Raw genomic sequence first — 25454 nt, 5'->3', positions numbered from 1 at the left:
GTACGATTGTCCGACCCCCGATGCTGGACGGGGCCCCGTAGCGGAGGAGATGCGTCCCGTGGCTGCCCGACTGCCCTCGTGGGCCTGGGTCACCGGTCTGACGGCGGGGGCGACCGCGGTCGTCGTCGCCCTCGCCGTACAGGCGGACGCCGGGCCGCATCCCACGGCCGCCGCCGCGGCCCGGCCCGGCCCGTCGGCGTCGGCGAGCCCGCACCCGTCCGCTTCGGCGCACGCCCCGCAGGCACCCGAGCTGCCGGACGACTCCGGTGACGGCCGCCGGATCGTCTACTCGCTGGGCGCCAAGCGGGTGTGGCTGGTCGACGCGACGGGCAAGCCGATCCGCACGTTCCCGGTGTGGCCGGGCACGGTCGCCCCGCGGCCCGGCCGCTACTCGATCACCCTGCGCACCCAGTCCCTCAAGGGCTCGGACGGCGTGGAGATCGAGCACGTCATGTACTTCACCAAGGCGGACGGCGTGAACGTGGCCTTCTCCAACGCGCTGGACGGCTCCTCCCCGCCCCCCGCGAACGGCCAGAAGCTGGGCGGCATCCGCCTGCACAAGGAGGACGGGGCCGCGCTGTGGTCCTTCGGCGACCAGGGCACGCGCGTCGCGGTCGTCAACTAGCGTCGCTTCCCGTCCGCGGCTGCCGGGCGGGAAGCTGGTTGACGATCAGCGCGACCCCGCTGATCAGGAAGATCCGGGTCGCCGCGTCCAGTCCGTTCCACGCCTCCGACTGCCACATGGCGAACCACTCGCCGCCGATCGCGATGAACCCGCCGCCGAACAGCAGCATCAGCATCAGCAGCCCGTAGGTGGACCAGCGCCGCGCGGAATCGTCCCTGCCCCGCGCCCACAGCGACGTCCCCCAGATCAGCAGCAGGGCCGCCACGCTCTCCCAGACGATGATCAGCACATAGGCGGTGTCCTCCAGGGCCGTGCTCGTCACGGCCCGCCACTTCAGGTCGCTGTCCTTGAACGTCGTGTCCATCGACAGCACGTGCCGGACGTAACTCTGATTGGTCCCGAAGTCGGTGATGTTCCCGAACGCGACCAGGGTGATGTAGAGGGCGAGTATGCCGGTGAGCACCCCGGCGGCGAGCCGGAGGCCGGTGGGGCGGGTGGGAGTGGTGGTCATGGCTGGATTCTCTCCCGTCCAACACCGGCCTCGTCCACGGGTATTGAGCCAGAGGACCGGTGAACTCCGGCGATCGCGGGGGCGAACGCGGCCGGTCCGCCGGACAACGACCCGTGGGGGCGGTTTTGTCCCGCTGAACGGGCCGTTCCCGGTCGATTACAGTGCTGCGCGTCGTACAGGCGGGCGGTGCCAGGGGAGGTCTGGTGAGGGTGACGACCGGTGCCGTCTGGGGCCGTGCCGAACAGCAGGACTATCGCAGCAGGGTGCGCGGGACCCTGCTCGGGGTGGCGGTGGGCGACGCGCTCGGCGGACCCGCCGACACCCTCTCCCTGGACGGGATACGGGCCGCGTACGGCGCCGAGGGGCTGCTCGACCTGGCCCCCGCGCACGGCCGGCGCGGCACCGTCACCCACCACACCCAGCTGACCCTGTTCACCGTGGACGGGCTGATACGCGCCCAGGTACGGCGGGACACCGGCGCCTGGCACCCGCCGACCGATCTGCACCGGGCGTATCTGCGCTGGGCGGCCACCCAGCGGGACTGGGGCCCGGACGAGCGCCGCGCGGAGGACGGCTGGCTGGCCCGCGAGGAGTGGCTGTACGCCCGCCGCGACCCCACCCGAGCCCTGCTCATCGGGTTCGGCGACCGGACCATGGGCACGCTGGAGTCCCCGAAGAACCCGGACGAGCCGGGCCCCGAGGCGGTCGCCCGCTCGGCACCCTTCGGGCTGCTCGTCGGCTGGGAGCCGCAGCTCGTCGTCCAGCTGGCCGTGGAGTGCGCGGCCCAGACCCACGGCCATCCCGTCGCCTACCTCTCGGCGGGCGCGTACGCCGTGATCGTGCACGCGCTGGCCCGGGGCGACAGCCTGGACGGCGCCGTGCAGCGGGCGCTCGCCCTGCTCACCGCCCGCCCCGGCCACCAGCCGGTGTGCGACGCCCTCCAGCACGCCCTCGGCGCGGTACGGCAGGGCATGCCGACCCCGGCCCGGGTGGAGGAGCTGGCCGGCGACGGCAGGGCGGACGGGCTGCTGGCCGCGTCCGTGTACTGCGCGCTGGTGGGGGAGGACGTACGGCACGGGCTGTGCCTCGCGGTCAACCAGAGCGGTCCGTCGGCGGCGGCCGGCGCCCTGACCGGGGGCCTCCTCGGCGCCCTGCACGGCGAGACGGCCCTCCCCCCGGCCTGGCTGGCCGAACTGGAGGGCCGCCCCACGCTCCTCGAACTCGCCGACGACTTCGCGATGGAGATGACCCAGGGCCCGGCCCTGCACGGACCCGCCGGGGCGTCACCGGGGTGGCTGGCGCGCTACCCCCGGGCGTGAGACCGCCTACGGCGCCCCCACCACGTCGTCCCCCGCCTTGGCCGGCACCGGGACCGCCGCCGCCCCGTCGCCGTCGGTGTTCACCTTCTCGATGACCGCCAGCCGCTCCGGTGTGTCCTCCGGCTTCAGGTAGCCGATCAGGATGTACAGGACCAGGGAGACCGCGAGCGGCACCGAGACCTGGTACTGGAGCGGCACACCGCCGTCCACCTGCCAGCTGATGGGATAGTTGACCAGCCAGAAGGCCAGCAGGCCCGCGGCCCAGCTGGTGAGCGCCGCCGTCGGCCCGGAACGGCGGAAGGCGCGCAGCAGCCCGAGCATCATCGGGATCGCGATCGGCCCCATCAGCCCCGCCACCCACTTGATGACGACCGTGATGATGTCCTTGAACGCGGGGGAGTTGACCTGGGTCGCGACCGCCATGGACAGGCCGAGGAAGACGACCGTGGTGACCCGGGCCGCGATCAGCCCCGAACGCTCGCCCCAGCCCCGCGCCCTGGCCGACAGCACCGGCGCGAGGTCCCGGGTGAAGACCGCCGCGATGGCGTTGGCGTCGGAGGAGCACATGGCCATGGTGTGGGAGAAGAACCCGACGATGACCAGGCCCAGCAGCCCGTGCGGCAGCAGCTGTTCGGTCATCAGCGCGTAGGAGTCGGAGCCGTCCGGCTTCTGCGCGTGCACCAGCAGCGGGGACATCCACATGGGGAAGAACAGTACGACCGGCCAGACCAGCCACAGGATCGCCGACAGCCGGGCCGAGCGCTCGGCCTGTCGGGCGCTTCCGGTGGCCATGTAGCGCTGGGCCTGGTTCAGCATGCCGCCGTTGTACTCGAACAGCTTGATGAACAGGAACGCCAGCAGGAACACCGTGCCGTACGGGCCGACCAGCGGTTTCTCATGGCCGTGCAGCGCGGGCTCGTCCCAGGCGCCGAGGAAGCCGATGTTCTTCTCGTTCAGCTTCACCACGACCGCGATGAACATGGACAGCCCGGCCAGCAACTGGATGACGAACTGGCCGAGTTCGGTCAGCGCGTCCGCCCACAGGCCGCCGATCGTGCAGTAGACGGCGGTGATCGCGCCGGTGATGAGGATGCCCTGGTTCAGCGAGACCCCGGTGAACACCGACAACAGCGTGGCGATCGCCGCCCACTTGGCGCCCACGTCCACGATCTTCAGCAGCATGCCGGACCAGGCGAGCGCCTGCTGGGTCGGCAGGTTGTAGCGGTTCTTCAGGTACTCCAGCGGGGAGGCCACGTGGAGCCGGGAGCGCAGCCGGTTGATGCGCGGCGCGAACAGCTTCGACCCGATGGCTATGCCGAGCGCGATGGGAAAGGACCAGGTGATGAAGGAGGTGACGCCGTAGGTGTAGGCGATGCCCGCGTACCCGGTGAACATCACGGCGCTGTAGCCCGACATGTGGTGCGAGATGCCGGACAGCCACCAGGGCATCTTGCCGCCGGCCGTGAAGAAGTCCGAGACGTTGTCCACGCGCTTGTGCGACCAGACGCCGATCGCGACCATCACACCGAAGTAGCCGATGAGCACGGCCCAGTCGAGACTGTTCATGTGCCCGATCGTGGTTCCGCTCACATGAACGCGACAAGCAACGGGAAGGTCAAGTCACGGTAAAATCGTTCGTTGTGGTGACTTGCATTCATATCCTTGAATGCACAGGCTCGTTCGCCCGCCTCGCCGGACTACCTCATCAATTCCCCGGCGTTCACGTGATCGCCCGCGGCTCCGGCGGACCCGCCCGGGTCATCCGCGGCGTCCCCGGCGGGTTCGCGTCCAGGACCGCCCGCCAGGCCGCGAAGTCGGCGTCCGCCGGCCCGCCGAAGCGGGAATCCAGGGCCGCCCACGTGCACCACCGCGTCGATCCCGCCGAACCGCTCCAGCGCCGGCGCCGCCGGCGCCTCGCACCGGCCCGCGTCGGTGATGCCGGCCGCCCGCTGCGCCGTGCGCGCGCCCTCCGGGGCGACCGCGGCCGCCACCCCGGCCGGAGCGGTCCCGGTGCGCGCCCCGAGCACCGCGTTCCCGACGGCGTCCGCCCCGGACCCGCCCTGATCGCCTACGAGAGCCGGCGCTGGGTGGCGACCCGGAAGCTCCAGCTCCTGCGCCACCCAGAGGGCTCGGCCGCCACCCGGCCGGGCCGGGCTGCGTACCCGCCACCTGTCTTGGCTTGCGGGCTCACCGGCCGCGATGGTGACGGTCTTCCGGCCCATCCCCCTGCCCGGCGACCGCGTGGCCTACGTCCGCCTCACTTCAGCTCGTCCGGGCACGGCGTACCGCGCGGCAGCTGGTACGGCGCGGCCAGCCGGTACGTCCCGGCCTTCGGCGCCACCAGCACCGTCCACCGGTCCCCGTTCGCGTCCTCCGGTGTGTGCGTAAGACATCCATTGACGTTCCGGTATGTCTTGGGCGCACCGGAGGACTCCTGCGGCGGCTTCACGCTCTTGCCGTGCTCGTCCACGACGCTCAGCCACGGCGAGTACGGGATCCGCACCAGCACCCGGCCGGGCTTGCGCACCCGCAGGGTCATCTCGACCTGGTCGGCACGGTCCACCACCGCGTTCGGCTCGGCGAGCGGCGCCGGGTCGGTCACCTTGAACAGCTGCCAGTTGGCGTCGCCCCAGACCTGCTTCAGATACGGCATCCCGCTGCGCAGCAGCTCCCGCTCCCGCTGGCCGCCGGACCCGTCCAGGTCGTCCTTGGGCAGCACCACGTAGTGCACGGCCCAGCGCTTCAGCCACTCGTGGTAGTTCGCCGAGTTCAGCGTGTCGTCGTAGAAGAGCGGGTTGCGCTCCATGTCGGCCTGCCGGTTCCAGCCGCGGGCCAGGTTGACGTACGGCGCGAGCGCGGAGGCCTCACGGTGCGAGCGGGCCGGGACCACCTCGACGCGGCCCTTCTCGGCGCCGCCCTTCTGCAGCTCGTTCACCAGCGGGGCCAGCTCCCGAGCCCAGGACGCGGCCGGGGTGGTGTGGATGATGTCGTCCACCGACTTGTAGCCGATCCAGCCGACGAAGCCGAGGAAGGCCAGCACGGTCAGATACCACTTGCGCGACTTCGGCACGGTGTACGGAAGCGCCGCGATCAGGGCCGCGCCCGCGAACAGCATCGGCAGCCGCGAGATGTTCGACCCGATCTGCGAGCTGATCAGCCACACCAGCACCACGGCGACGCTGTAGACGGCCGCCGTCAGCCGGACGGTCACCCACCGCCTGGGCACCAGGAACAGGCACAGCAGGCCGTACAGCAGCGGCATGACCACCGAGCCGAACCCCATCGGCTGGGTGCCGGAGAACGGGAACAGCCAGGCCGACACCGCGACCACCGCCGACGGCGCGAGCCCCAGCGCCCAGGCGCCGGGCCGCCGCTTCTGCAGGAACAGGGCGACCGCGACCAGCCCCACGAACAGCCCCGCGACCGGCGAGGACATCGTGGCGAGCGCGGCCAGCGGGGCGGTGACCAGGGCCTTCGCCCAGCGCTTGGTCCGCCACCGGTGCGGCCAGCAGAACACCGCCGCGACCGCGCCCAGCGCGAACATCGTGCCGAGCCCGAAGGTCACCCGGCCGGAGATCGCGTTGCACAGGAGCGCGAAGACCCCGGCGAGCGAGGCCCACAGCGGGTTCCGCACCACCCGGGAGCGGATCAGCACCAGCGTCAGCAGGCCCGCCGACACCGTGCCGGCGACCATCATCGTCGTACGGACGCCGAGCACCGACATCAGATACGGCGACACCACGCTGTACGACACCGGGTGCATGCCCCCGTACCAGGCGAGGTTGTACGCCGAGTCCGGGTGGCGGCCGACGAACTCCGCCCACGCGTCCTGGGCGGCGAGATCACCACCGCTGTTCGCGAAGGTGAAGAACCAGATGATGTGCAGCACACCCGCGAGGGCCGTGACCGACAGCACGGGATGCCGCAGCAGCCGCCGGCGCAGTGCCCCGAGCCGGGTGTGCGGCTGCGCGGCCTCGCCGGGGGGCACCTCGGGGGCGCCGCTGTCCGCGCCGCTTCCGGACAGGCGTATTCGCGCGCCGGCTCCCGGGCCCGGTTCGGCGTCGTCGGCGCGTGTCGGCTCCGCTGTGGCCACTGAAGGCACTCCCCGTGTCCCGTCTTCTGTTCTCGGCCGCTTCCACGGTGTACCCGGCCGCTTTCCGATTTCTTCCAGTTCGCGGCCCTGTCCCGCGTGACCGGCGACCTGCCCCGATTCGTGACGCTAGCACGCACCCCGTCGCAAAGGCTCCCGGGTTCTGCTCCGGCGACGGGGTGCGGTGCTGGGGGCGGGCCGGTGATCAGCCCAGACGGGTCAGCTTGGCGCCGAATCCGGGCTCGGCCAGATCCTTCTGGAGGGCGACCGGGACCTTGACCGCGGCGGCCGTGCCGTCACCCACGGTGAGCGTGCCGACCCGGGTGCCGGCCTTCGCGGTGTGCGGCACCGACCCGGAGGCGAAGGTCAGCCGCACCTTCAGACCCGCCCAGCCGACCGCCGTGACGTCCTCGGTGACCACGACCGGGGTGTGGCCGCCGAGCCGGTCGTCCACATAGCCGACCACATCGCCCTTCTTCAGGACCTTCGCCGAGGTCAGCGCCTCCTCGGCGGCGAGCAGCGCGGTCTTGCTGACAGCGTTGGCGGTGCCGAGGATCGGCGTCTTGTTCTGGCCGAGGATGGCGCCGACGATCGTGACCGTCTGCCCGCCGACCTTCTTGCGGGAGGCGAAGAGCAGATTGCCGCCGGCCTTGGTGGTGCTGCCGGTCTTGATGCCGATCGCGCCGATGCGGTAGGGCAGCTCGTTGTAGTTGGGCCAGTTGCGGCCGGAGGGGTCCGTCCAGCTCGCCGCGCTGGTGATGGCGACCAGGGCCGGGTTCTTGACGACCGCGCGGCCGAGCCTCACCTGGTCCTCGGCCGTGGAGACGGTGGTCTCCTTCAGGCCCGAGGGGTCGGTGTACGTCGTGCCGGTCATCCCCAGCTCCTTGGCGGTGGCGTTCATCTTCTTGACGAACGCCGCCTCCGAGCCCGCGTCCCAGCGCGCGAGCAGCCGCGCGATGTTGTTGGCGGAGGGGATCATGACGGCGGACAGGGCCTGCTTCTCGGTGAGGTGGTCGCCGGCCTTGACGGTGTTCAGCGTCGACTCGCCGTCCTTGTCGTAGCCGCCCTCCTTCTCCGCCTTCGCGTCCACCTTGATCTTCGGACCCTCCTGCCCCGGCTTCAGCGGGTGGTCGCGGAGGATGATGTAGGCGGTCATGGTCTTGGCGACGGAGCCGATGGCCACCGGCTTCTGGTCACCGAAGTGACCCATCGTGCCGATGCCGTCGCCGTCCACCCAGCCCTGGCCCTCGTCCGGCCAGGGCAGCCGCGTCGCGCCGCCGTCGAACGTGAAGGTGTCCTCGGCGGTGAGCGCGAGGGCGGGCTCCGGCAGCGGACGGAACGTCTGCACGACCGCGAAGATGATCGCCAGGAGCAGGACCAGCGGGGTCCAGATCTTGATCCGGCGCACGAGCGTGCGGACCGGGGTCTCCGGGGGCGGCGGCGTGTTGGTCAGCTCCGCCAGCAGGTCCAGCGGGGGCTTGGGCGGCAGCGGCTGCTGGGTGGTGCGCTCGGGACCGATCCGGGGGACGGCGGTGGTGGCCTCCGACGCGGGGGCCTTGCCGGCCGGGGGCGTGCCGTCCTTCGGCGCGGGGGCCTTGCCGGCCGGGCGCATGTCGTCCTTCAGCGCGACGAACTTGCTGGTGCGCTCGGACTCGGACTCGGCGGACCCGGGGCCGGCGGACTTGGGCTTACCGGTGTCGCCGACCTTGAGCATGGTGGTGGGCTGGTCGACGGCGGGCTTCTTGGGCTGTACGGCCTTGAAGACGGTGGTCGGCTGATCGACGCCCGCGGCGGCGGCAGCGGGCTTGCCGGAGGCGCCGGGCTTGGTGCCGGGGGTGGCGTCCTTCGTCGCGCCGGCCTTGGCGCCGGTGTCGTTCTTTGCGTCTGCGTCTGCGTCTGCGTCTATGTCGGCCTTGGCGTCCGTGTCCGCGTCCGCGCCGGTGCCGGCGTCAGCCCCGGGCTCGGCGTCGGCCTCTTCCTTCGCGTCCGCCGTGCCCTTCACGTCGGCGTCGGTGTCGGTGTCGGCTTCTGCCTCCGGCTCGTCCTTCGCGTCGGCAGCGGAGTCCCCGTCAGCGCCGCTCCCGGCGGCATCCTTGCCGGCGACTTCGTCCTTGCCGTCGGCGTCGGCCTTGCCGTCGACGTGCGCGTCGTCGTGGTCGTCGTGGTCGTCGGCGTCGGCCTTCGTCTCGGCCTTCGCCTCGGCATCCGTCCCGTCGCCGTCCCCGGCACCGGTGTCGGACGACCCCTCAGAACGGGCCTCGGCACGCGAGTCGGACGACTCGTCGCCGTCGCCCCCGCTCTCGTCCTCGGCGTTCCCGCTCGGCGAGTCGTCGGCGTCCGCGTCCGCATCCGCGTCGGCCGCAGGGCGGGACGAGCCCCCGTCCTTCCCGTCGGACGAACCCCCGCTCACCGCCTCCTCGTTGGACGACCCCTCGTCCTTGCCCCCCGCGCCGCCGGTTTCCTTTGCAGTCGCGTCGGTCCCCGGCTTCCGGGTCCACGCCGAGACGGCCGCGCGCAGCTCCTTGTCCCCATCGGCCGGGACGGAGTCCTCCGCGCCGGACGGCTCTTCGGACCCGGCCGGGGTCTCGGGCCGTACCGTCAGGACCTTCGTCGCCGTGTCCGTACCGCCGGCCGGGGAATCCTTTTCGCGGGCCACCGTCAGCCGCGGATCGCGCGTCTCGGGAACCGGACCCGCGCTCTGGGACGTCGGTTCCGCCGACGACTCGCGCTGCTTCGACCTGTCGGGGGACTCGCCCGCCACCGATGCCTCCTCCATGCGCCGCACGCTTGCGCGCGCGCCCTGTCCGAACCATGTACCAGTGTCCTGTGTGAGGGCATGGCCCCTGCGGTAGACGAGAACGACATACCTACCGGTTCCCTTACGAACCGGTCACGCACCCTCGACAGACCAATGTGAGAGGGGTCACCCTGTCATTCATCCACGCGGGGAGGCATGGATGGGCAGGAGCCGCAGAACACTTCCGGAGGAGCTTCTGCTGCTGGCATTGGACCCGGCCACGGGTACCACTGCGCAGCCGCAGTCGCTCGACCTCGGTCTGGCCGGTGCACAGCTAGTGGAGCTGGCGCTGGCCGGACGGATAGCCCCAGACGGGGATCGTATCGCCGTGGTGGTGCCACGGCCGACAGGAGATCCGACTCTGGACAGCGCGTTGGAGTTGCTGCGCAGGCGTGGCGCTCCGGTACGTGCCGTCCACTGGATCGGCGGGCCCCGGCTGGGGCTCAGGCAGACCTATCTCTCGCATCTGGAGCGGTGCGGCATGGTCGCCGCCGTGGCCGGCCAGATGTGCGGGGTGCTGCCGACCACGCGTTACCAGGCGACCGACACCGCCATCAGCCGGGAGATCCGGGCCCGGCTGGATTCCGCGATCCGCACCGGCGTACCACCGGACCCGCGGACCGCGGCGCTCGCCGCCCTGGCGCACGCCGTCGGGCTCGGCAAGCACCTGTATCCGGGGAACGAGGGACGCTCGTCCCGCTCCCGGCTGCGGGATCTGATCCGGCACGACCCCATGGGCGGGCTCGTCGCGCACGCCGTCATGGACGTACAGAACGGCGCGGCGGCCCAGCCGCGCCGGGGCTCGGCCCCGGCCGGCCGGCAGGCCGCTTCCGGAGCCAGGGCCGCGGCGGAACCCGCACGCGGGGTTCCCATGCAGCCGCGCCACGGGTCCATGGCCCGTGCCGTGGCCCACTGAGCCGCACGCACGACCGCGAGCCGGGCCACAAGGCCCGGCGCGCGCCCACCCGGTACGCACAGACCCGGTTCGGGAGCCGCTGGTCGGAGCGGGACGGTGGGACCGCTGTCGTGGTCCCGCCGTCCCGCTCGACTGCGTCCACCCGTTCGACGGGCTTCGAAGGACGTCGTCGATGGGCGTTGCATATCCGCCGTTTCCCAGCGCGGCGAAGCACCTTGGTGGCAGTCTGCTCAACAGCACATACGCAAAGTGTTGAGTGGCAGGCAGGCAGCCGGAGGTGCACGTCCCGTGGCGTCCAATGTCAATCCCACCGTAAGGCGACGCCGACTGGGCCAGGAGCTGCGCAGACTCCGCGAGCTCAAGGGCATGACGGCGGAGGAGGTGGCGGAGCGACTGCTGGTGTCGCAGTCGAAGATCAGCAGGCTGGAGAACGGCCGGAGGAGCATCAGCCAGCGCGATGTGCGCGACCTGTGCGGCGTGTACGACGTCGAGGACAAGCGGATCGTCGACTCGCTGATGGAGATGGCCCGGGACTCGCGGCAGCAGGGCTGGTGGCACACCTTCGGGGACATCCCGTACAGCGTGTACATCGGCCTGGAGACCGACGCGGAGTCGCTGCGGGTGTACGAACCGCAGATCGTCACCGGTCTGCTGCAGACCCGCCCCTACGCCGAGGCGCTGGTGCGCGGCGCGCTGCCGGAGACCTCGGCGGACGAGATCGAGAAGCGCGTCGAGGTGCGGATCCGGCGGCAGGAACGCATCACCACCGAGCGCAACCCGCTGCGGCTGTGGGTGGTGCTGGACGAGGCCGCGCTGCACCGGGTGGTGGGCAGCAGGCTGGTGATGCGCGAGCAGTTGGAGCACCTCATCGAGCTGTCCGAGCTGCCGCACGTCACCGTGCAGGTGCTGCCGTTCGAGGTGGGCGCGCACCCGGGCATCAACGGCCAGTACGCGATCCTGGAGTTCGCCGACGCGGCCGACTCCAGCGTGGTGTACCTGGAGGGCGTCACGAGCGACCTGTACCTGGAGAAGGCGCAGGACGTGCAGAAGTACGCCGTGATGTACGAGCACTTGCGGGCACAGTCGCACAATGTCGAGGTGTCCCGGCAGTTCATCGCGGAAGCGGCGAAAAGGTACGCCGACTGAGACGAGAGGCGCACGGGCGCGGGATCGTACACCCCCGGTTCGCCGCAGTGGAAGGCTCGCCCTGAATATGCCATCCGGTCGAGTGAACGGCCCCTCCACCGAAGGAAGTTGCCCGCTAGCGTCGATCATGCCAATCGGACGACACGGTTGGCGCGTACCGGACCACCGCAACCGCAACAGGAGTGGACATGGCACTGATTCAGGGCGCTTCGGAGACGTGGATGAAGTCGTCGTACTCCGGGGGCAACGGCGCCTGCGTCGAGGTCAAGGCGCCGACCGCCGCCGAGCTCGCCGTCCGTGACTCCAAGGACCTCGAGGGCCCGGTGCTGGCCTTCCCCGCCGACGCCTGGAACGCCTTCGTCGCCTCCGTCAAGGCGTAAGGCCCTCCGGCGAGGCGGTAAGGGTTCTTCCCGGCACCGCCCGGCACGACAACCGCATACGCACCACCGAAGAGCCCTCTCGACCAGTCGCCGTCCTAGCCGAGAGGGCTCTCCCCATGTCCCGGTCTCCCGGTGCTCGACACGGGCGGCCGGGCTCAGCCCAGCTGGGACTCGATCGCGGCGACGACCTCGGCCGAGTCCGGCTCGGTCTGCGGCGAGAACCGGGCGACGACCCGGCCGTCCCGGCCGACCAGGAACTTCTCGAAGTTCCAGCGGATGTCCCCGCTGTGGCCCTCGGCGTCGGCGAACCCGACGAGCCGCTCGTACAGCGGGTGCCGGCCCGGGCCGTTCACCTCCACCTTCTCGGTCAGCGGGAAGGTGACGCCGTAGGTCGCCGAGCAGAACTGCGCGATCTCCTCGGCGCTGCCCGGCTCCTGCCCGAGGAACTGGTTGCAGGGCACGCCCAGCACGGTGAAGCCGCGTGCCGCGTACCGCTTCTGCAGCTCCTCCAGCGCCGAGTACTGCGGGGTCAGGCCGCACTTGGAGGCCACGTTCACGATGAGGACGGCGTTGCCCGCGAACCGCGCCAGATCCGCGGAACCGCCCTGGAGGGCACCGATCTCGACGTCCAGCGGGGAGCCGCTGTGCTCAGTAGTCGTCATGCCACGGGATGCTAGCCCCCGGCCCTCCCGTATCCGTCGCTCCCGCCCTCACCCGTCCGGCCCGCTCGCCTCGACCAGTACGTCCCCCGCCGTCGTCCGCACGTACAGCACCGCCCGTCCGGCCCGCCGCCGCTCCACCAGACCCGCCTCCCGCAGCACCTTCAGATGCCGCCCGACGGAGCCGAGACCCTGCCCGGTGACGGCGGTCAGCTGGGTCGTGCTCATCGGCGAGCGGAGCAGCACGAGCACCCCGGCCCGGGCCGGCCCCAGCAGCGCGCTCAGCCCCGCCGGCACCGTACGCCCGCCGTCCCCGGCCAGCACACCGGCGCAGGGGTAGACCACGGCGTACCGCTCCCGCTCCGCCCAGGACACCCAGCCCTGCCGCTGCGGGGTCACCGGCACGAAGAGCAGCTCGGCACCGGAGATGTCACGCGGCGGATACTCGTGCAGGTTGACCTGGAACCGGTTGTCCCCGAGCCAGCGTGTCCCGCCCGGCCGCAGCCCGCCCAGCGCGCCCGCCCAGCCGCCCCGGCTCACCTGCGCGGTCCGCGCCAGCACATCCGCCTCCAGCACCCGCCGGCGCCGCTCCCAGGAGGGCCGTACGGTCTCCTCCCACACCCACTGCAGCAGCGTGGCCGCCCGCTCCGCCAGGTCGTCCCGGTCGAGCACGGCGGGCAGCGGCCCGGCGAGCGAGAGCCGCAGATGGGCGCGGGCGGCGCCGGGACCGACCGCGCGCACCCGGCCGACCTCCGCGGCGAAGTCCTCCCCGGGGCGCGGGGCGGGCGTCAGGAAGTCGGCGATCCACTCCCGGCCCAGCCCCGCCCGCACCAGCCGCGCGGTCACGGGGTCGGCCGCGAGCCGGGCCCGGTAGGCGGGCAGATGGGCACCCAGCCAGGCATGCTCCCCGGGATGCGCCCCCTGCCCGGAGTGCAGCAGCTTCAGGCACCCGAAGGTCTCGGCGAGCGGGGAGACGACGAACCGGCTCCGGGCGAGCGTGTCGGCGTCGAGCTGCCACCACCCCATGCGAGCCGTACCTCCCCGGGACTCCGCGCGTACGACGTTCCGCGCCCGACGTTCCGTACCAGGCATGACCTTTCGCGTGCGGGCGAAACAATAACGGGCGCTCGGCGGCCCGGCCGAGACTCCGGACCATGACCGGCTACCGATCCCTGTTCCGCACCCCGGAGTTCACCCCGCTCTTCCTCGGCACGGCCGCGCAGACCGCGGCCCAGACCATCGGCGGCCTCGCGCTGGGCACGCTGGTGTACCGGGCGACGGGCTCCCCGCTGCTGTCGGCGGTGAGCATGTTCGGCCAGTCGCTCGCCCAGGCGCTGGGCGCCACCGTCCTGCTCTCCGGCGCCGACCGGCTGCCCCCGCGTACGGCACTGACGGCGATCGCGCTGGCCTTCGCGGCCGGTACGGCGGCCCAGGCCCTGCCCGGCCTTCCGGCCGGTGCGCTCCTGGCCGTCCTCGTACTGCTGGGCCTGGTCGCGTCGCTCGGCGGCGGGGTCCGCTGGGGCCTGCTGAACGAGATCCTCACCAAGGACGGTTACCTGCCCGGGCGTTCGCTGTTCAACATGGTGAACGGGCTGTCGCAGGTGGCCGGTTTCGCCACCGGCGCCGCCCTGCTGGCCGCCGTGTCCCCGCGCACCGGCCTGCTGCTGGCGGCGGCCCTGTACCTGACGGCCGCGCTCGTCCTGCGGCTCGGCCTGACCGCCCGCCCGCCCCGCGCGGCCGGCCGCCCCTCGGTATCGGCGACCTGGCGCGTCAACGCCGCGCTGTGGTCGTCCCGGCCGCGCCGCCTGACGTACCTGGGCCTGTGGCTGCCCAACGGCCTCGTCGTGGGCTGCGAGTCGCTGTACGTGTCGTACGCCCCGCACGCGGCCGGCACCCTGTTCGCGTGCGGGGCGCTCGGCATGTTCGCCGGGGACCTGACGGTCGGGAGGCTGCTCCCCGCCACCGTCCGCGCCCGCCTGGCCACCCCGCTGCTGCTCCTGCTGGCGACACCGTTCCTGGTCTTCTGCGCGCACCCGCCGCTGCCGGTGGCGGCGGCCTGCGTGACCGTGGCATCGGCCGGCTTCGGGGCGGGCCTGGTACAGCAGGAGCGGCTGATGCGCCTGACCCCCGACACCATGGCCGGCCAGGCCCTCGGCCTGCACTCGGCGGGCATGCTGACCCTCCAGGGCCTCAGCGCGACAACGGCGGGCTCCCTGGCCCAACTCACCACGCCCGCGACGGCGATGACGACGATGGCGGCGGGCTCGGTGTGCGTCACCTTGTCGTTGGCCATGGCGGCCCGGCGCCCCGAAACCCGACAGAAGGAAAGCCCCCTGCCCTCAAGCTGAGCCGGAATGAATCGTGGGGCGTCGGGCAAAATGTGTCACACCAGGTGTTCAATCGTGACGCCGCCCCAGCATTCTGCGAAGTACTCCGCGACCAGACGGCGGTGGCAGTGATGGGGTTGATCCTCGCTGCAGAGCAGCACTGCGTTCGCGAGAAGTTCCTTGGGGACGGCTTCTTCGACCCTTCGCTGCCTTATGAGGGTCAGGAATTTTTCCTCGTAGGTTGCCCAACCGGATCCCTGTTTTTTGAAATCATCCAGAATCGATTGCGTCGGTGCCAGGTCGGAGCGGTGAACGTACGCCATCGAGCAAAGCTCGGCGAGGAAGTATTTGAGATCGTCGCGTTTCGCGAAACCTGAAAGTTGTGACACATTATTGAGCCTGACATCGACAAGTGTCGATGCTCCCGAATTCCGCAGGAGGTTGAAGAACTTCTCGGCAGGTTTTTTCGTGAAGCCGATGGTGTAGATCTTCATGCATCTGCCGTCCGTTCGGAAGGGGGGTCCTGGTTGACGTAGGCGATGCGGTCTTCCTGGCGACTCAGTGCTTCGTCGAGGCGCTCGGCGGGGGTACGGAACAGTTCCGGGTCCGCCAGTCCGAACTTTGCCATGAGGCGCTCCATCGCCGAATCGTGACTTTCGACCCGTCCGTCGCCATGAATATGGTGAATGGTGACGCCGCGCTGCACAAGGACCCGTGAAATGAGTACCGTGCGATGGCAGTTCAATGGTTCACCTTCGGTGCACATGATGGCAATGCGCTCGCGCAGTGCCCCCTTGGTGAGGCGCTCAATTCCGCTGGCGAACGCACGCGTCTGCGCAAGGCGACTGTATTGCACTCGTCCGTCTACATAGCAAGTGGGATCCTTCGTGCGCGCACCGAGTTCCTCACCCAAGAAAACGTACTTTATGTCCGACTCGTGCAAGCCGGGCTCGAGTGTTCTCCTGTTGAACTGGGGTGCGAACTGGCTGGCGGGAGTTGATCGGACGTCAGCGACAGCCGTAATCTGGTTCTTTTGCAGCAGCTCGATGAACGTCGCAAAATCGTGCGTGGAATGACCGATGGTCATCATTGTACTGAGATTCACCTGCTGCCTACGTTCGCCTGGCGGCGTTCAATTATAGCCGCCACCATCTTGTAGAGATATCCCTTGAATTCCTCGCCCAGGCTCACTGTCAGGAAGGACTCGCCCAGCCTGTAAGTGCCTATGCCTCGCTTTCTGAACTTTTCTTCGTAGATGGAGTCGGTTACTTTTAATATGTAATCGGATCCCGCGTGACGGAATTCGGCCCGTACATCGAGGTCCCTGTTTGCGTCGTAAGGTCGACCCACCGTTATCCTCAAGGAATCGACTCGTATGAGCTTGAGGGAGTCCGTTATTTCTCCTTCGCGTTCTACTGGGACGCGATCATTCAAGCCTCGTGCCGTGCTGTCTCCGCTGTTGATCCATAACTGTGTGGGGTGCTGTTCCATGCGATACAGATCGGCCCATCCGATCTGTCCCAGCTTCGTCCACCGGACGCTGGAATCAAGGATCCAATTCTCCCTTTGGTACCCGGACTGTCGTGGCCGGAGAAGCTGCATTGATATGACATCAAGCATGCGTGGCTCCGCGCCGTTTTGGTATGTCCGCTCTGATTCCGAGACTTCGTGACCTGGTCGGCTGCTTATGGGTCGGATCCACGTGTTCGATTTGATGTCGATGCCCGCGATGCATCGCCCGCGATGCTTCCTGGAATTCGCTAAACAGATCAGCTGCTTAGTCGTCGCCACTTGCCCCCCCGGGAATTGTGACACTCCTACGCGTGTCACGGTAGCGTACGGGTCGGCGCGTGACAACGGTGACTTAGCATCGCTTCCTTCTCGGCAAGCGGAATCGGTGGCGGAATACCATGCGATGAGCCAAGCCCTTGTCAATCAGGCCCGCAGCCCCCGGTGACCGATGGCTCCCTGTTCTTGGATGAAGAGTCGGTCCCGGCGAGTCAGGCCGGCTTCCAGCCGAGGCAATGACCCGCTTCCCGGGCAGCATGCCGGCTGTCCTTCAGGTCCCGTCCGATGGACGGAAGGGCCACTGAACAGGCGCTTGTCTGTGCCCCGGCAGGATTCGAACCGGCGACATCCGCTTGTGGAGTGGGGTCTCGCAGCCGGCCGGCACACGATCGCTCCCAGTGGTCGGATTCCACGTCGCCTCAGTCCCCTCGGCGGCGCTGCGATCACTCACCGGTTTCCTCCTGCATGCGCGTCTTCGCACCGTCACCAGAAACAAGCACGGCGTGCTGGCCTTGCACCAGGTGTAGATCGGGCCGCCCCCTCATCGGAGCCGCGAGGCACTTCGCTGCCGACGGAGAGCCATCCTGACAGCGGCGGGAGTCTAACTGCTCCCTGCTGCTCATCCACCTCGTCGTATCTGCTGCCAGGAGGGCCAAAAACAGGAGATGGCAGGACGAAGGTCCACAAGGCCGAGTACGTTCGACTCGGCCCGCTGGCTGCCGGACGGCATCGGGGTTACGCCGGCCGTCTCTCGCCCTCGCGACAGGAGTCGTTGCCCCATGACCTATCGGTTCAACCCGCCGCCCACCTGGCCCGCCCCGCCGGAGGGGTGGAGCCCGCCACCGGGCTGGGAACCGGATCCCGCATGGCCCACACCCCCAGGCTGGCAGATCTGGATCCCGGAAGGGGCCGTGCCGCAGCCGAGCGCACCCGTTCCTCAGCAGTCCCCCTACGGTCCCCAGGCGACGGTCCCGGCCACAGGTGGGGGTCTGTTCGGCCGGCGCCGTAAGCAAGCGGAGTCCGAGGCGGCGCGTTTGGCGGGCGAGCTGGCGCTGATGGAAACACAGGTACGCGGTCTACAGGAAGACAACCGTCACCTGACGGAGCAATTGAGTCGTCTCATCGGAGCCGACAGCGCTCAGATAGCCGCCGAGCAGCAGCGACTGCGCCGCGCGCATGAGGAGAAGCTCCAAGAGATCGGACGGATCGACGCTCTCCTCGACGAGAAGATAGAGCACGCTGCCGCGAGCGCCGCGCAGTCCCTGGTTGACGTGCGCCGCCAAGCCGACGACATGGCTCGCCAGATGGCAGAGGCCGAACAGCGCCTCACGGCCGCGCGCCGGGACCTGGTGCTCACCGATGAGACGCGGATGCTGCAAGAGGCCGGCATTTACGAGTACCGCCATCCGCTCGCCGACGCGCTCGCCTACAAGGACCGGCTCGACAGTCTCAAGGCCCGCTACAAGCAGTTGGCGAGGGACGATCGGGCAGTGCTCGGGAACCAGTACTGGATGGTGGACGGCTCAGCTGCCAAGGGCCGCAAGATGGTCCGTGACTTCTCCAAGCTGATGCTGCGCGCGTACAACGCCGAGGCGGACAACGCAGTGCGCGGCATGAAGCCGCACCGGCTCGACTCGCTGATCGACCGACTCGGCAAGACGCGGGAGTCGATCGCCCGGCTCGGCGCCACCATGCAGATCCGCATCGGCGATGACTACCACCAGTTGCGGGTACAGGAGTTGGAGCTGACGGCGGACTACCTGGTGAGGAAGGAGACCGAGCGGGAGGAGCAGCGAGAGCTACGAGCCCAGCAGCGCGAGGAGGAGCGCCTGCAGCGCGAGATCGAGCGCGAGCGGCAGCGGCTGGAGAAGGAACGCAGCCACTACGAGGGCGCCCTGCGCCGCCTGCGCTCCGGCACTGGAGATGAGGCCGCCATCGCCGAACTTGAAGGAAAGCTCGCCGAGTTGGGCGCCGAACTGGAGACGGTCGAGGCCCGCGAGGCCAACATCCGGGCCGGATATGTCTACGTCATCTCCAACGTCGGAGCGTTCGGCGAACGCATGGTCAAGATCGGTATGACCCGGCGCCTCGATCCCATGGACCGCGTCATCGAACTCGGGGATGCCTCCGTCCCCTTCCGCTTCGACGTACACGCCCTGATCTTCAGTGAGGACGCCGTCGGCCTGGAACGCCGCCTGCACCAGGAGTTCGAGTCCCGCCGCGTCAACCGGGTCAACCTACGCCGGGAGTTCTTCTACGTCACACCGGCAGACGTACGCGCTGCCCTGCAGCGGCACGCCGGACAGCACCTCCTGGAGTTCCAGGACACGCCCGAGGCTTCTGAATGGAGGGCCAGCCAGACCGCTGCCGGGCGGTGACGGGCTCGACTCAGTCAACCTCGTCGGGTGGTCCAGACGGCAGGCGGCGCCATCCAGACTGATCCAGGTGACCTTGGAGGTACTTCCCGCCGCGAGGTGAGCGGTCACTTCTCCGGTTGGGGTGATCGCGAGCCACACGGACACCTGCACCTCGCTGATGCCTCAGTTCGAGCAGGAGGCCGCCGATGCCCCCGTGGGGTCGGTAGAAAACCCTGTAACCAGGACGCCGCCTAGCGTTACGTCCCCGCACACACGAAAACAGCCCCCTCGGAGATCACTCCGAGGGGGCTGTTTGAAGCTCCGTGCCTGGTCAGACACTGTGCCCCCGGCAGGATTCGAACCTGCGACACCCGCTTTAGGAGTTCGATCCGCTCCCGCTCCAACTGGTGTCGGCGACTGGTGCGACGGCCGGACAGAGACGCTGGTGTACGTCCCTGTCCGGCGTTGTTGATGTCAGCAATGGATGTCAGAAACCACGTGATCCATAGCTCTACAGAGATCGGTCGGTCTGGGCTTGAACAGCCAGCGTTCGATCTCGTCGATGCCGATGCGGCGCCCGAGCTGCCTGCTCTCCTCGTGGGCCCAGCGGTCCAGGAGCGCGCAGTACCGGACGTAGGTGCTGGTGGGCCATCCGTCCTCACCAAGTGAGTCCCACTTGCAGATGTCCCTGAGCGTGGCGGCTACCTGGGAGTCGAGGATCACGCACGGGTGGTCGAGAGCGCCACTGCCGGCGAAATACAAGACCTTGGTCGAGAACGCCGGACCCAGATACGCAATGGCGTTGCGGCCTCCCGGGCGCAGAGCTTCGTACGCATGCGCCGGATCTTCGCGAGCCGCCTGCAGAGCCTGGCGCAGAGCCGCCACGGCTGAGGACGGGTTATCCGCAACCGCTCGGATGCGCTGGCGGTTGAGGCGGAGCCTCATGCCGCTGCCCCAGGCGAGGACTCGCCACAGAAATCGAAGCAGCTCCTCTTCGCGGCCCGCATCAAGGTTGGCCGCATCCCTGAATAGGTCACCGCGACTGAGTTGCGTGACATCTGGTTCGGTCACGGGCGCACCAGGCAGGTGAGCGGCGGCTATCTCGGTGTTCCACCAGTCGGTGGCGATGGGGATGGTGTGACCGTCGATCCGCTCTGATCGCTGCTTGACAAGAGCCTCACGGCACGTGCGCGGCAACTGCAGGCGAGACAGGTCAGTGGGTGCCATGGCTCCATCCTGAGTCGGCCGCCGAGGACTTGACAGGATCCGCCCCATTGGGTTGGTCCCATCGGCATGATGATCGGCATGCAACCAGAAGTTCTCTCAGGTCTCATCGGCTTCGGCGGCGCCTTGGTCGGTGGCGCCGCATCCTTCGGTGGCGTGTGGCTCACCCTGTCCCATCAGAGGAAGCTGGCCCGGGAGGCCCGCCTCGCGGAGATCGGCCAAGAAGCAGCGGACAGGGCCCTGAGCGAGCTGATCACGCTCGGGGAGTTTCTGGCATCAGTCAGGAGCGACGTCGCCGCGATGCCCACGGACGAGCGGGCGTCATACCTGGACACCGTGTTTGGCCGCATGGAGAACGTCGAGAGAGCTGTGGCCCGCATCCCGAACCGGGAACTCCGCGAGCGCGTGAAGTCCCTCCTCATCGTGATGAGACGGTTCAAGGCTGCCGGTGTCCGGCACTTCTTCGCGGTGAGCTGGCTCGCGGAGCTAACGGACGAGCTGACCGACCTCCTGTCGGCCTACATCCGTTCCGACCCCCTCCCGTCCTTCTCCGAGCGGACAGAGGAGAAGCAGCGCAGAGCCGCCCAGCACGAGCTGAACCAGCGGCGTCGCTTCGAGCTGATGCAGGACCCCGACCCCGCCAACGTCGACCCGCGAGAGGAAGACAACACGTCTTCGCCGTCATGACGCCCGTCAGGAAGTAGGGAGACGACTGGGTCAAGGCCCGGAACGCTGCGGGCGTCACGGCCGAGCTGCACTTCCACGATCTTCGACACACGGGCAACACGCTGGCCTCGACGGCCGGGGCCAGCACGCGGGAGCTGATGACGCGGATGAGACACAGCAGCTCGCGGGCCGCGCTGATCTACCAGCACATGACCAGCGACCGTGACCGGGCCATCGCCGATCGGCTCGGAGCCATGATCCGGAGCGGTGGGGGAGCGGCCTCCGAGACTCCCGAGAAGGACCCTGCGGGCCCGTAGTGGCACGCCTGTGGCACGACCCCAAACACGACGAAGGGCCAGCCTGGGAGGAAACTCCTCCTGAGCTGGCCCTTCTCTTTGTGCCCCCGGCAGGATTCGAACCTGCGACACCCGCTTTAGGAGAGCGGTGCTCTATCCCCTGAGCTACGAAGGCGGGGTGGTGATCGACCGGTGAGGGTCGGGTCGCCGTCGTCAGTGTAGCGGGTGGTGTGCTCGGTGTACCGGGGGTGCGGTCGCGCGAGGGGTGGGGCTTGTCGGGGCGCCGTTAGGGTGGGGCCCCGTGAGTGGGTGGAAGCGTGGGCTGGACGCCGCCGGTGTGCTGGAGCCGGGGTTGCGGCGGGACTACGGGGTCCAGCGGGAGCTGGGTCGCGCGGTTTCGGCGGACCTCCTATCTCGCGGCTCGGGCGCTGCTGCCCCACGTGGTCGTGGCGACCGCCGTCATGCACCACGGGGACAACCTGCTGGACACCGGGTCGCGAGCACAGCGGGCGGAAGCGTGGGCGGTCTGGGAGCGGCGGGTGCGGGCGGCGCTGGAGACGGGGCGTGGGGATGATCCGCTGCTCCGGGCGCTCGTCCATACCGTTGCCGCTCATCCGCGGCTGCGCGCGGCGCTGGACGAGTACCTGGACCGCGCGCCCGCCGAGCTGGAGTTCGCCGGGTTCGCCGGTGAGGACGACTACCAGACCTACGTGGACGCCTACTCCCTGCCCGCCTTCATGCTGGTCGGCTGTCTGCTCGGTCCGGATGCCGACGACGGCCGCTATCGCGCCGCCTGCCGGGCGTTCATCGACGGCAGTCAGCGGCTGGACTTCGTCAACGACATCGCCGAGGACCTGGCCGAGGGCCGGCTGGGGATCCCGGACGGGGCGCTGGAGCGCTTCTCGGTGAAGCGGGAGGATCTGGCGGCCGGGCGGGTGGTGCCCGGGGTGCGGGAGCTGGTCCGGGACCAGGTCGGGCTGGCGGAGGCCGCCCTGCGGCAGGCCCGGGCGGTGTCCGGCCTCGTCCCGGCGGGCAGCCGGCCCTTGCTGGAGGCGCTGGTCGAGGTGGAGTTGCTGACCGCCGCGGCCGTGCGGTCCCGTGGCGCGCAGGTGTCGCGCGGCTCGGTGAGCCCGTCGCCGGTGGCCGCCCTCAAGGTGCTTCTGCGTGCTCGCCGGAAGATGCCCGGCAAGGGATTCAGGTCGTAGGGACCTGGGTGAAGCGGGACACCTGGCGCAGGTCGCGCTGGATGTCGTCCGCGGTCGCGCGGAGCGCGGGCAGGAGGTGCCGGACGCAGTCGTCCAGGGTGCGGCGGGCCGCGTGCGTGGCCACGTTCACGGCGGCGACCGCGCGGCCCGTGCGGTCCCGGACCGGTACGGCGACCGAGCGCAGGCCCGACTCCAGTTCCGCGTCGGCCAGGGCATACCCCTGGGCTCTGACCTCGGTCAGTTCCGGGGACAGGGGACCGTCCGCGTCCGCCAGGAGGACGCGGCCCAGTGAGGTCGCGGCGGCCGGCAGGCGCGCGCCGACCGGTATGCGTACGGTCAGCACACCGCTCGTGGCCGCGCCCGCCGTGTACTGGACCTCCGTGCCGTCGGCGGTCAGCACCGCCAGCGCGGCCGGCTCGCGCACCCGGTCCGCCAGCGCCCGCAGATGCGGTTCCGCCAGGCGGGGCAGCGTCGTCCGGGACAGCGGCGGGAAGCCCAGGTCCAGGACGCGCGGGGTGAGGGTGAAGGCGCGGTCCTCGTGCGGGGCGGCGGCCACCAGGCCCAGGTGCTCGTGGGTGAGCAGTGCCCGGCGGGCGGTCGCCCGGGACAGGCCGGTCGCCCGGGCCACGTCCGTCAGGGACAGCGCGGGGCGGCCCTCGCCGAACGCCGTCAGCACGGTCAGGCCCCGGGCCAGCGACTCCACGAAGTCCCGGCCGAGTTCCTGCTTGGAGGCCGTGGTCCAGGTCGCGAGGCCGGCGGGCGCGGGCCCAGGCTCGGGCGGGGGCGCGGTCCGCAGGTCGGCCTCCATCGCCGCGACCGCCGTACGCAGCCGGGGCAGCAGGGTCGCGGGCAGCTCCGCCGCCGGGTGCCGGCTGGTGTGGCTGACCACGCTCGCCACGCAGGCCACGCGGCCGGTGCGGGGGTCGCGCACCGGGGCGGACACCGCGACCAGGCCCGGCTCGATCAGCTGGTCGTCCAGGGCCCAGCCGTCCCGGCGGGCCGCCCGTACCCGGTCCGCGAAGGCCGCGTCGACGGCGTCGGCGGTGGCATGGGCCGTGCCGGGGGCGGGTTCCGGGCGCGGGGGGACGGCCGGGAACGCCGTGTCCCGCGGGTCCTCGGACCGGCGGGTCCGCCAGCGGGCCCAGTCCCGCTCCGTCCACTCGGTGGCGAACAGCGCGCCGGGCGCGGTCCGTTCGGCCGGGAGCAGGTCGCCGATGCGGAAGCTGACCGACAGCGCCCGGCGGCGGGTGGCCTGGTGGATGAAGCGGACGCCGTCGCGGTCGGCGACCGCCAGCGACACCGACTCGTCCAGCTCGTCGGCGAGGGCGTCGGCGCGCGCGCCGAGCAGGGCGGGCAGCCGCAGGGCGGCCAGGTAGGCGTTGCCCAGCTCCAGCACGCCGGGGGTGAGGACGACGTCCCGGCCGTCGAGGCGTACGTAGCCCATGTGGGCCAGGGTCGCGGTGATCCGGTCCACCGTGGAGCGGGCGAGTCCGGTGGCCCGCTCCAGCGCGCTCGGGCTCAGCGTGCCGCCCGCCTCGGCCAGCCGGCGCAGCACCCCGACCCCGCGTACCAGCGGCCCCACGGCCTCCGCCGGTACCCCGGCCCCGGCGCGGGTGTCGGCATCCACTGCGGTCATGGCGGGCATCGTCTCTCCGGTACGGCGTCGGGGCACGCCTACGGTAAACCGGGCGCGTACCGCCCGCGCCCCCTCAGGAGTCGTCCGCGGCCTGCACCACCTTGCCGCCCCGGCTCACCCGGACCCGGTAATTGCCCTCGGCGTCGGTCGAGAGCACCCGCACGCTGATGCCGTGCCGCGGGTCCTGGAAGGTCTCGCCGGGGGCGAACGGGGCGTCGGAGAGCTCCGCGTGGACGTTGGGGCTGCGGGTGCAGCCGCCGCTGCCGCGGTGGCTGTCGAAGACGGTGACCGGGCCGCGGCCGGTGTCCACCGCCGCGTCGATCCGGTAGACGAGGACGCCGGGACGGCACACCGCCTCGTCGTTGCCGCCCTGGGCGCGGACCTCCAGCGCGTAGGTGGTGCGCGCGGTGACCGGTATGAGGACCAGCTTGCCGCCGCCCTGCTGGTACAGCGGGGAGAGGGCGAACTCCGTGCTGCCCGGTGCCGCCGCGCAGCCGACCTGGCCGCCGCCCAGCCAGCCCAGCTTCCACTTGTGCCAGCCGAGCAGGTCGTTGTTGGCCCCCCAGTCCTCGCTCATGATGTCCCAGTGCCCGACCGCGCCCCCGCCGTCCTGCGTGTACAGGTCGGGCAGGCCGAAGGTGTGGCCGTTCTCGTGCGGCAGCACCCGGTACCCGGTGCGGTCGTAGGACCCGGAGCCGTCGTCCTGGCGGGAGTAGACGAAGGAGGCGTTGGAGATGCGCACGCCGTCGGCCACCGGGGCGTCGTCGTTGCCGGCGAAGGTCACGGACAGCACGGTGTCCAGGGCGGAGGGGCCCGCGTTCGGGGTGACGAGCACGTTCAGCAGGTCGTAGTCGCGGAAGTCCACCGCCGGGTCGGCGGCGGCCACGAGGTCCTGCACCAGGCTGCGGTAGCCGGGGTCGAAGGGCGCGCCGCGCTCTATGCCGTACTCGTGGAACGGCTTCGGCATGCGCAGCCAGGTGGTGACGGGGGTCTCGGGACGGTAGTCGAGGCGGCCGTACGACGCGGTGTGGAACCAGTCCTGGGTGCGCGGGAAGAACTCGTGGAAGCGGTCCATCGCGTCGCCCTCGCCGGGCGCGTCGGGGAAGTCGACCATCAGGGTCAGGGCGTGGACGGTGCCGGTGGAGCGGGAGTAGCCGGGCGGGGTGGGCAGGCCCTCGGTCATCTGCACGTCCAGACCGCCACGGATCATGCAGGGCAGGAGCGCGGAGGAGCGGGCCGGCCCGAGCGGCCCGGCGGTGGTCGGCGCCGTCAGGTGTCCGGTCCCGGCCGAGGTGCCGACCGCGAGGGTCAGCGCGCTCACCAGGGTCAGGGCGGCCACCCGGCGCGGGCGTATGCGGCGGCGGGGCTGCGGCTGCGGCTGCATGCAGGGACCTTTCGCGCCACGGCAGCCGCCGGTCTGTCGGCTGCACCCTTGCGCTCACCCTGGGGCGGCGGGGAGGCGGGCGCGCGCTGGAGGAGACCGATGGTGGGAAACCGGGTCCGCGACCGGGT

The 25454-nt window shown here is 70.5% G+C and carries 21 protein-coding genes, 1 tRNA gene and 2 pseudogenes; 10 read left to right on the top strand and 14 right to left on the bottom strand.

The window, feature by feature from the left end; all coding sequences use genetic code 11:
- Positions 1-49 precede the first annotated feature (49 nt).
- Positions 50-625: a hypothetical protein gene (locus tag HB370_RS17835; protein WP_189751970.1), complete on the top strand. Its 576-nt coding sequence runs from the start codon at positions 50-52 to the stop codon at positions 623-625.
- Here HB370_RS17835 and HB370_RS17830 read toward each other — a convergent pair.
- Positions 618-1136 (bottom strand): DUF2165 domain-containing protein, encoded by a 519-nt coding sequence (locus HB370_RS17830; protein WP_030779240.1) that lies wholly within the window; start codon positions 1134-1136, stop codon positions 618-620. The two genes, HB370_RS17835 and HB370_RS17830, sit on opposite strands and share 8 nt — an antisense overlap.
- Before the next feature lie 203 nt (positions 1137-1339).
- On the opposite strand from HB370_RS17830, the gene HB370_RS17825 reads away from it, so the two are divergent.
- Entirely contained in the window at positions 1340-2455 is a 1116-nt protein-coding gene (locus HB370_RS17825) for an ADP-ribosylglycohydrolase family protein (protein WP_030779237.1), read from the top strand.
- A gap of 6 nt (positions 2456-2461) precedes the next feature.
- Here the strand turns inward: HB370_RS17825 and HB370_RS17820 are convergent, their stop codons facing one another.
- The 4 genes and pseudogenes from HB370_RS17820 to HB370_RS17810 form a co-directional block, all read right to left on the bottom strand.
- Positions 2462-4021 carry a sodium:solute symporter family protein gene (locus HB370_RS17820; RefSeq protein ID WP_030779234.1) on the bottom strand — a complete coding sequence of 520 codons (1560 nt, stop codon included), beginning with the start codon at positions 4019-4021 and terminating at the stop codon, positions 2462-2464.
- Between the two features lie 184 nt (positions 4022-4205).
- Positions 4206-4491, bottom strand: a pseudogene (locus HB370_RS41935) (short-chain dehydrogenase); the annotation flags it as partial.
- Positions 4492-4712: 221 nt separating this feature from the next.
- Positions 4713-6548, bottom strand: a complete 1836-nt coding sequence (locus HB370_RS17815) for a hypothetical protein (RefSeq protein ID WP_030779230.1) — start codon at positions 6546-6548, stop codon at positions 4713-4715.
- 202 nt (positions 6549-6750) lie between these two features.
- Complete coding sequence (locus HB370_RS17810; protein ID WP_030779227.1) at positions 6751-9321, bottom strand: D-alanyl-D-alanine carboxypeptidase; 2571 nt, start codon at positions 9319-9321, stop codon at positions 6751-6753.
- A 181-nt stretch (positions 9322-9502) separates the two neighbouring features.
- Between HB370_RS17810 and HB370_RS17805 the strand changes: the two genes are divergently transcribed.
- From HB370_RS17805 to HB370_RS17795, 3 genes are all read left to right on the top strand, one after another.
- Positions 9503-10258: a GPP34 family phosphoprotein gene (locus HB370_RS17805; protein ID WP_030779224.1), complete on the top strand. Its 756-nt coding sequence runs from the start codon at positions 9503-9505 to the stop codon at positions 10256-10258.
- Between the two features lie 288 nt (positions 10259-10546).
- Positions 10547-11404 carry a helix-turn-helix transcriptional regulator gene (locus tag HB370_RS17800; RefSeq protein ID WP_030779221.1) on the top strand — a complete coding sequence of 286 codons (858 nt, stop codon included), beginning with the start codon at positions 10547-10549 and terminating at the stop codon, positions 11402-11404.
- Between the two features lie 188 nt (positions 11405-11592).
- Positions 11593-11784, top strand: coding sequence for a DUF397 domain-containing protein (locus tag HB370_RS17795; RefSeq protein WP_030779218.1), 192 nt, complete (start codon positions 11593-11595; stop codon positions 11782-11784).
- A 155-nt stretch (positions 11785-11939) separates the two neighbouring features.
- Here the strand turns inward: HB370_RS17795 and HB370_RS17790 are convergent, their stop codons facing one another.
- Positions 11940-12446 carry a glutathione peroxidase gene (locus tag HB370_RS17790; protein ID WP_030779215.1) on the bottom strand — a complete coding sequence of 169 codons (507 nt, stop codon included), beginning with the start codon at positions 12444-12446 and terminating at the stop codon, positions 11940-11942.
- A gap of 48 nt (positions 12447-12494) precedes the next feature.
- Positions 12495-13469, bottom strand: coding sequence for an ArsR family transcriptional regulator (locus HB370_RS17785; RefSeq protein WP_030779212.1), 975 nt, complete (start codon positions 13467-13469; stop codon positions 12495-12497).
- 128 nt (positions 13470-13597) lie between these two features.
- On the opposite strand from HB370_RS17785, the gene HB370_RS17780 reads away from it, so the two are divergent.
- Positions 13598-14791: a hypothetical protein gene (locus tag HB370_RS17780; RefSeq protein WP_030779211.1), complete on the top strand. Its 1194-nt coding sequence runs from the start codon at positions 13598-13600 to the stop codon at positions 14789-14791.
- 35 nt (positions 14792-14826) lie between these two features.
- On the opposite strand, the gene HB370_RS17775 is transcribed toward HB370_RS17780, so the two are convergent.
- The 3 genes from HB370_RS17775 to HB370_RS17765 are packed head-to-tail and all read right to left on the bottom strand — an operon-like array spanning position 14827 to position 16390.
- Positions 14827-15264: a DUF488 domain-containing protein gene (locus tag HB370_RS17775; protein ID WP_078637434.1), complete on the bottom strand. Its 438-nt coding sequence runs from the start codon at positions 15262-15264 to the stop codon at positions 14827-14829.
- A complete protein-coding gene (locus HB370_RS17770; protein WP_030779209.1) occupies positions 15261-15860 on the bottom strand; it encodes a DUF488 domain-containing protein in 600 nt (199 codons plus the stop codon). Before HB370_RS17770 ends, HB370_RS17775 begins: the two co-directional genes overlap by 4 nt.
- An 11-nt stretch (positions 15861-15871) precedes the next feature.
- Entirely contained in the window at positions 15872-16390 is a 519-nt protein-coding gene (locus HB370_RS17765; RefSeq protein WP_208974412.1) for a hypothetical protein, read from the bottom strand.
- Between the two features lie 947 nt (positions 16391-17337).
- On the opposite strand from HB370_RS17765, the gene HB370_RS17760 reads away from it, so the two are divergent.
- Positions 17338-18936, top strand: a complete 1599-nt coding sequence (locus tag HB370_RS17760) for a DUF4041 domain-containing protein (RefSeq protein WP_244405549.1) — start codon at positions 17338-17340, stop codon at positions 18934-18936.
- Positions 18937-19389: 453 nt separating this feature from the next.
- On the opposite strand, the gene HB370_RS17755 is transcribed toward HB370_RS17760, so the two are convergent.
- Positions 19390-20142, bottom strand: a complete 753-nt coding sequence (locus HB370_RS17755) for a hypothetical protein (RefSeq protein WP_051815495.1) — start codon at positions 20140-20142, stop codon at positions 19390-19392.
- Between the two features lie 78 nt (positions 20143-20220).
- On the opposite strand from HB370_RS17755, the gene HB370_RS17750 reads away from it, so the two are divergent.
- Entirely contained in the window at positions 20221-20826 is a 606-nt protein-coding gene (locus HB370_RS17750; protein ID WP_244405547.1) for a hypothetical protein, read from the top strand.
- Positions 20827-20846: 20 nt separating this feature from the next.
- A pseudogene (locus HB370_RS17745) lies at positions 20847-21122 on the top strand (tyrosine-type recombinase/integrase); the annotation flags it as partial.
- 81 nt (positions 21123-21203) lie between these two features.
- Here the strand turns inward: HB370_RS17745 and HB370_RS17740 are convergent.
- A tRNA-Arg gene (locus HB370_RS17740) sits at positions 21204-21276 on the bottom strand.
- A 265-nt stretch (positions 21277-21541) separates the two neighbouring features.
- On the opposite strand from HB370_RS17740, the gene HB370_RS17735 reads away from it, so the two are divergent.
- On the top strand, positions 21542-22306 hold the full coding sequence (locus HB370_RS17735) for a squalene/phytoene synthase family protein (RefSeq protein WP_342450961.1): 765 nt from the start codon (positions 21542-21544) through the stop codon (positions 22304-22306).
- On the opposite strand, the gene HB370_RS17730 is transcribed toward HB370_RS17735, so the two are convergent.
- Together HB370_RS17730 and HB370_RS17725 are read right to left on the bottom strand one after the other, a co-directional pair.
- A complete protein-coding gene (locus HB370_RS17730; RefSeq protein ID WP_030779200.1) occupies positions 22296-23951 on the bottom strand; it encodes an IclR family transcriptional regulator C-terminal domain-containing protein in 1656 nt (551 codons plus the stop codon). The genes HB370_RS17735 and HB370_RS17730 overlap by 11 nt on opposite strands.
- Before the next feature lie 64 nt (positions 23952-24015).
- Entirely contained in the window at positions 24016-25326 is a 1311-nt protein-coding gene (locus HB370_RS17725; RefSeq protein ID WP_030779196.1) for a M6 family metalloprotease domain-containing protein, read from the bottom strand.
- Between the last annotated feature and the right edge of the window lie 128 nt (positions 25327-25454).

The sequence above is a fragment of the Streptomyces sp. DSM 40868 genome (assembly GCF_011820545.1).
GTDB classification, from domain to species: Bacteria; Actinomycetota; Actinomycetes; order Streptomycetales; family Streptomycetaceae; genus Streptomyces; species Streptomyces eurythermus.
The sequence above is the reverse complement of the archived record's forward strand: the minus strand, read 5'-3'. Positions and strand labels throughout refer to the sequence as shown.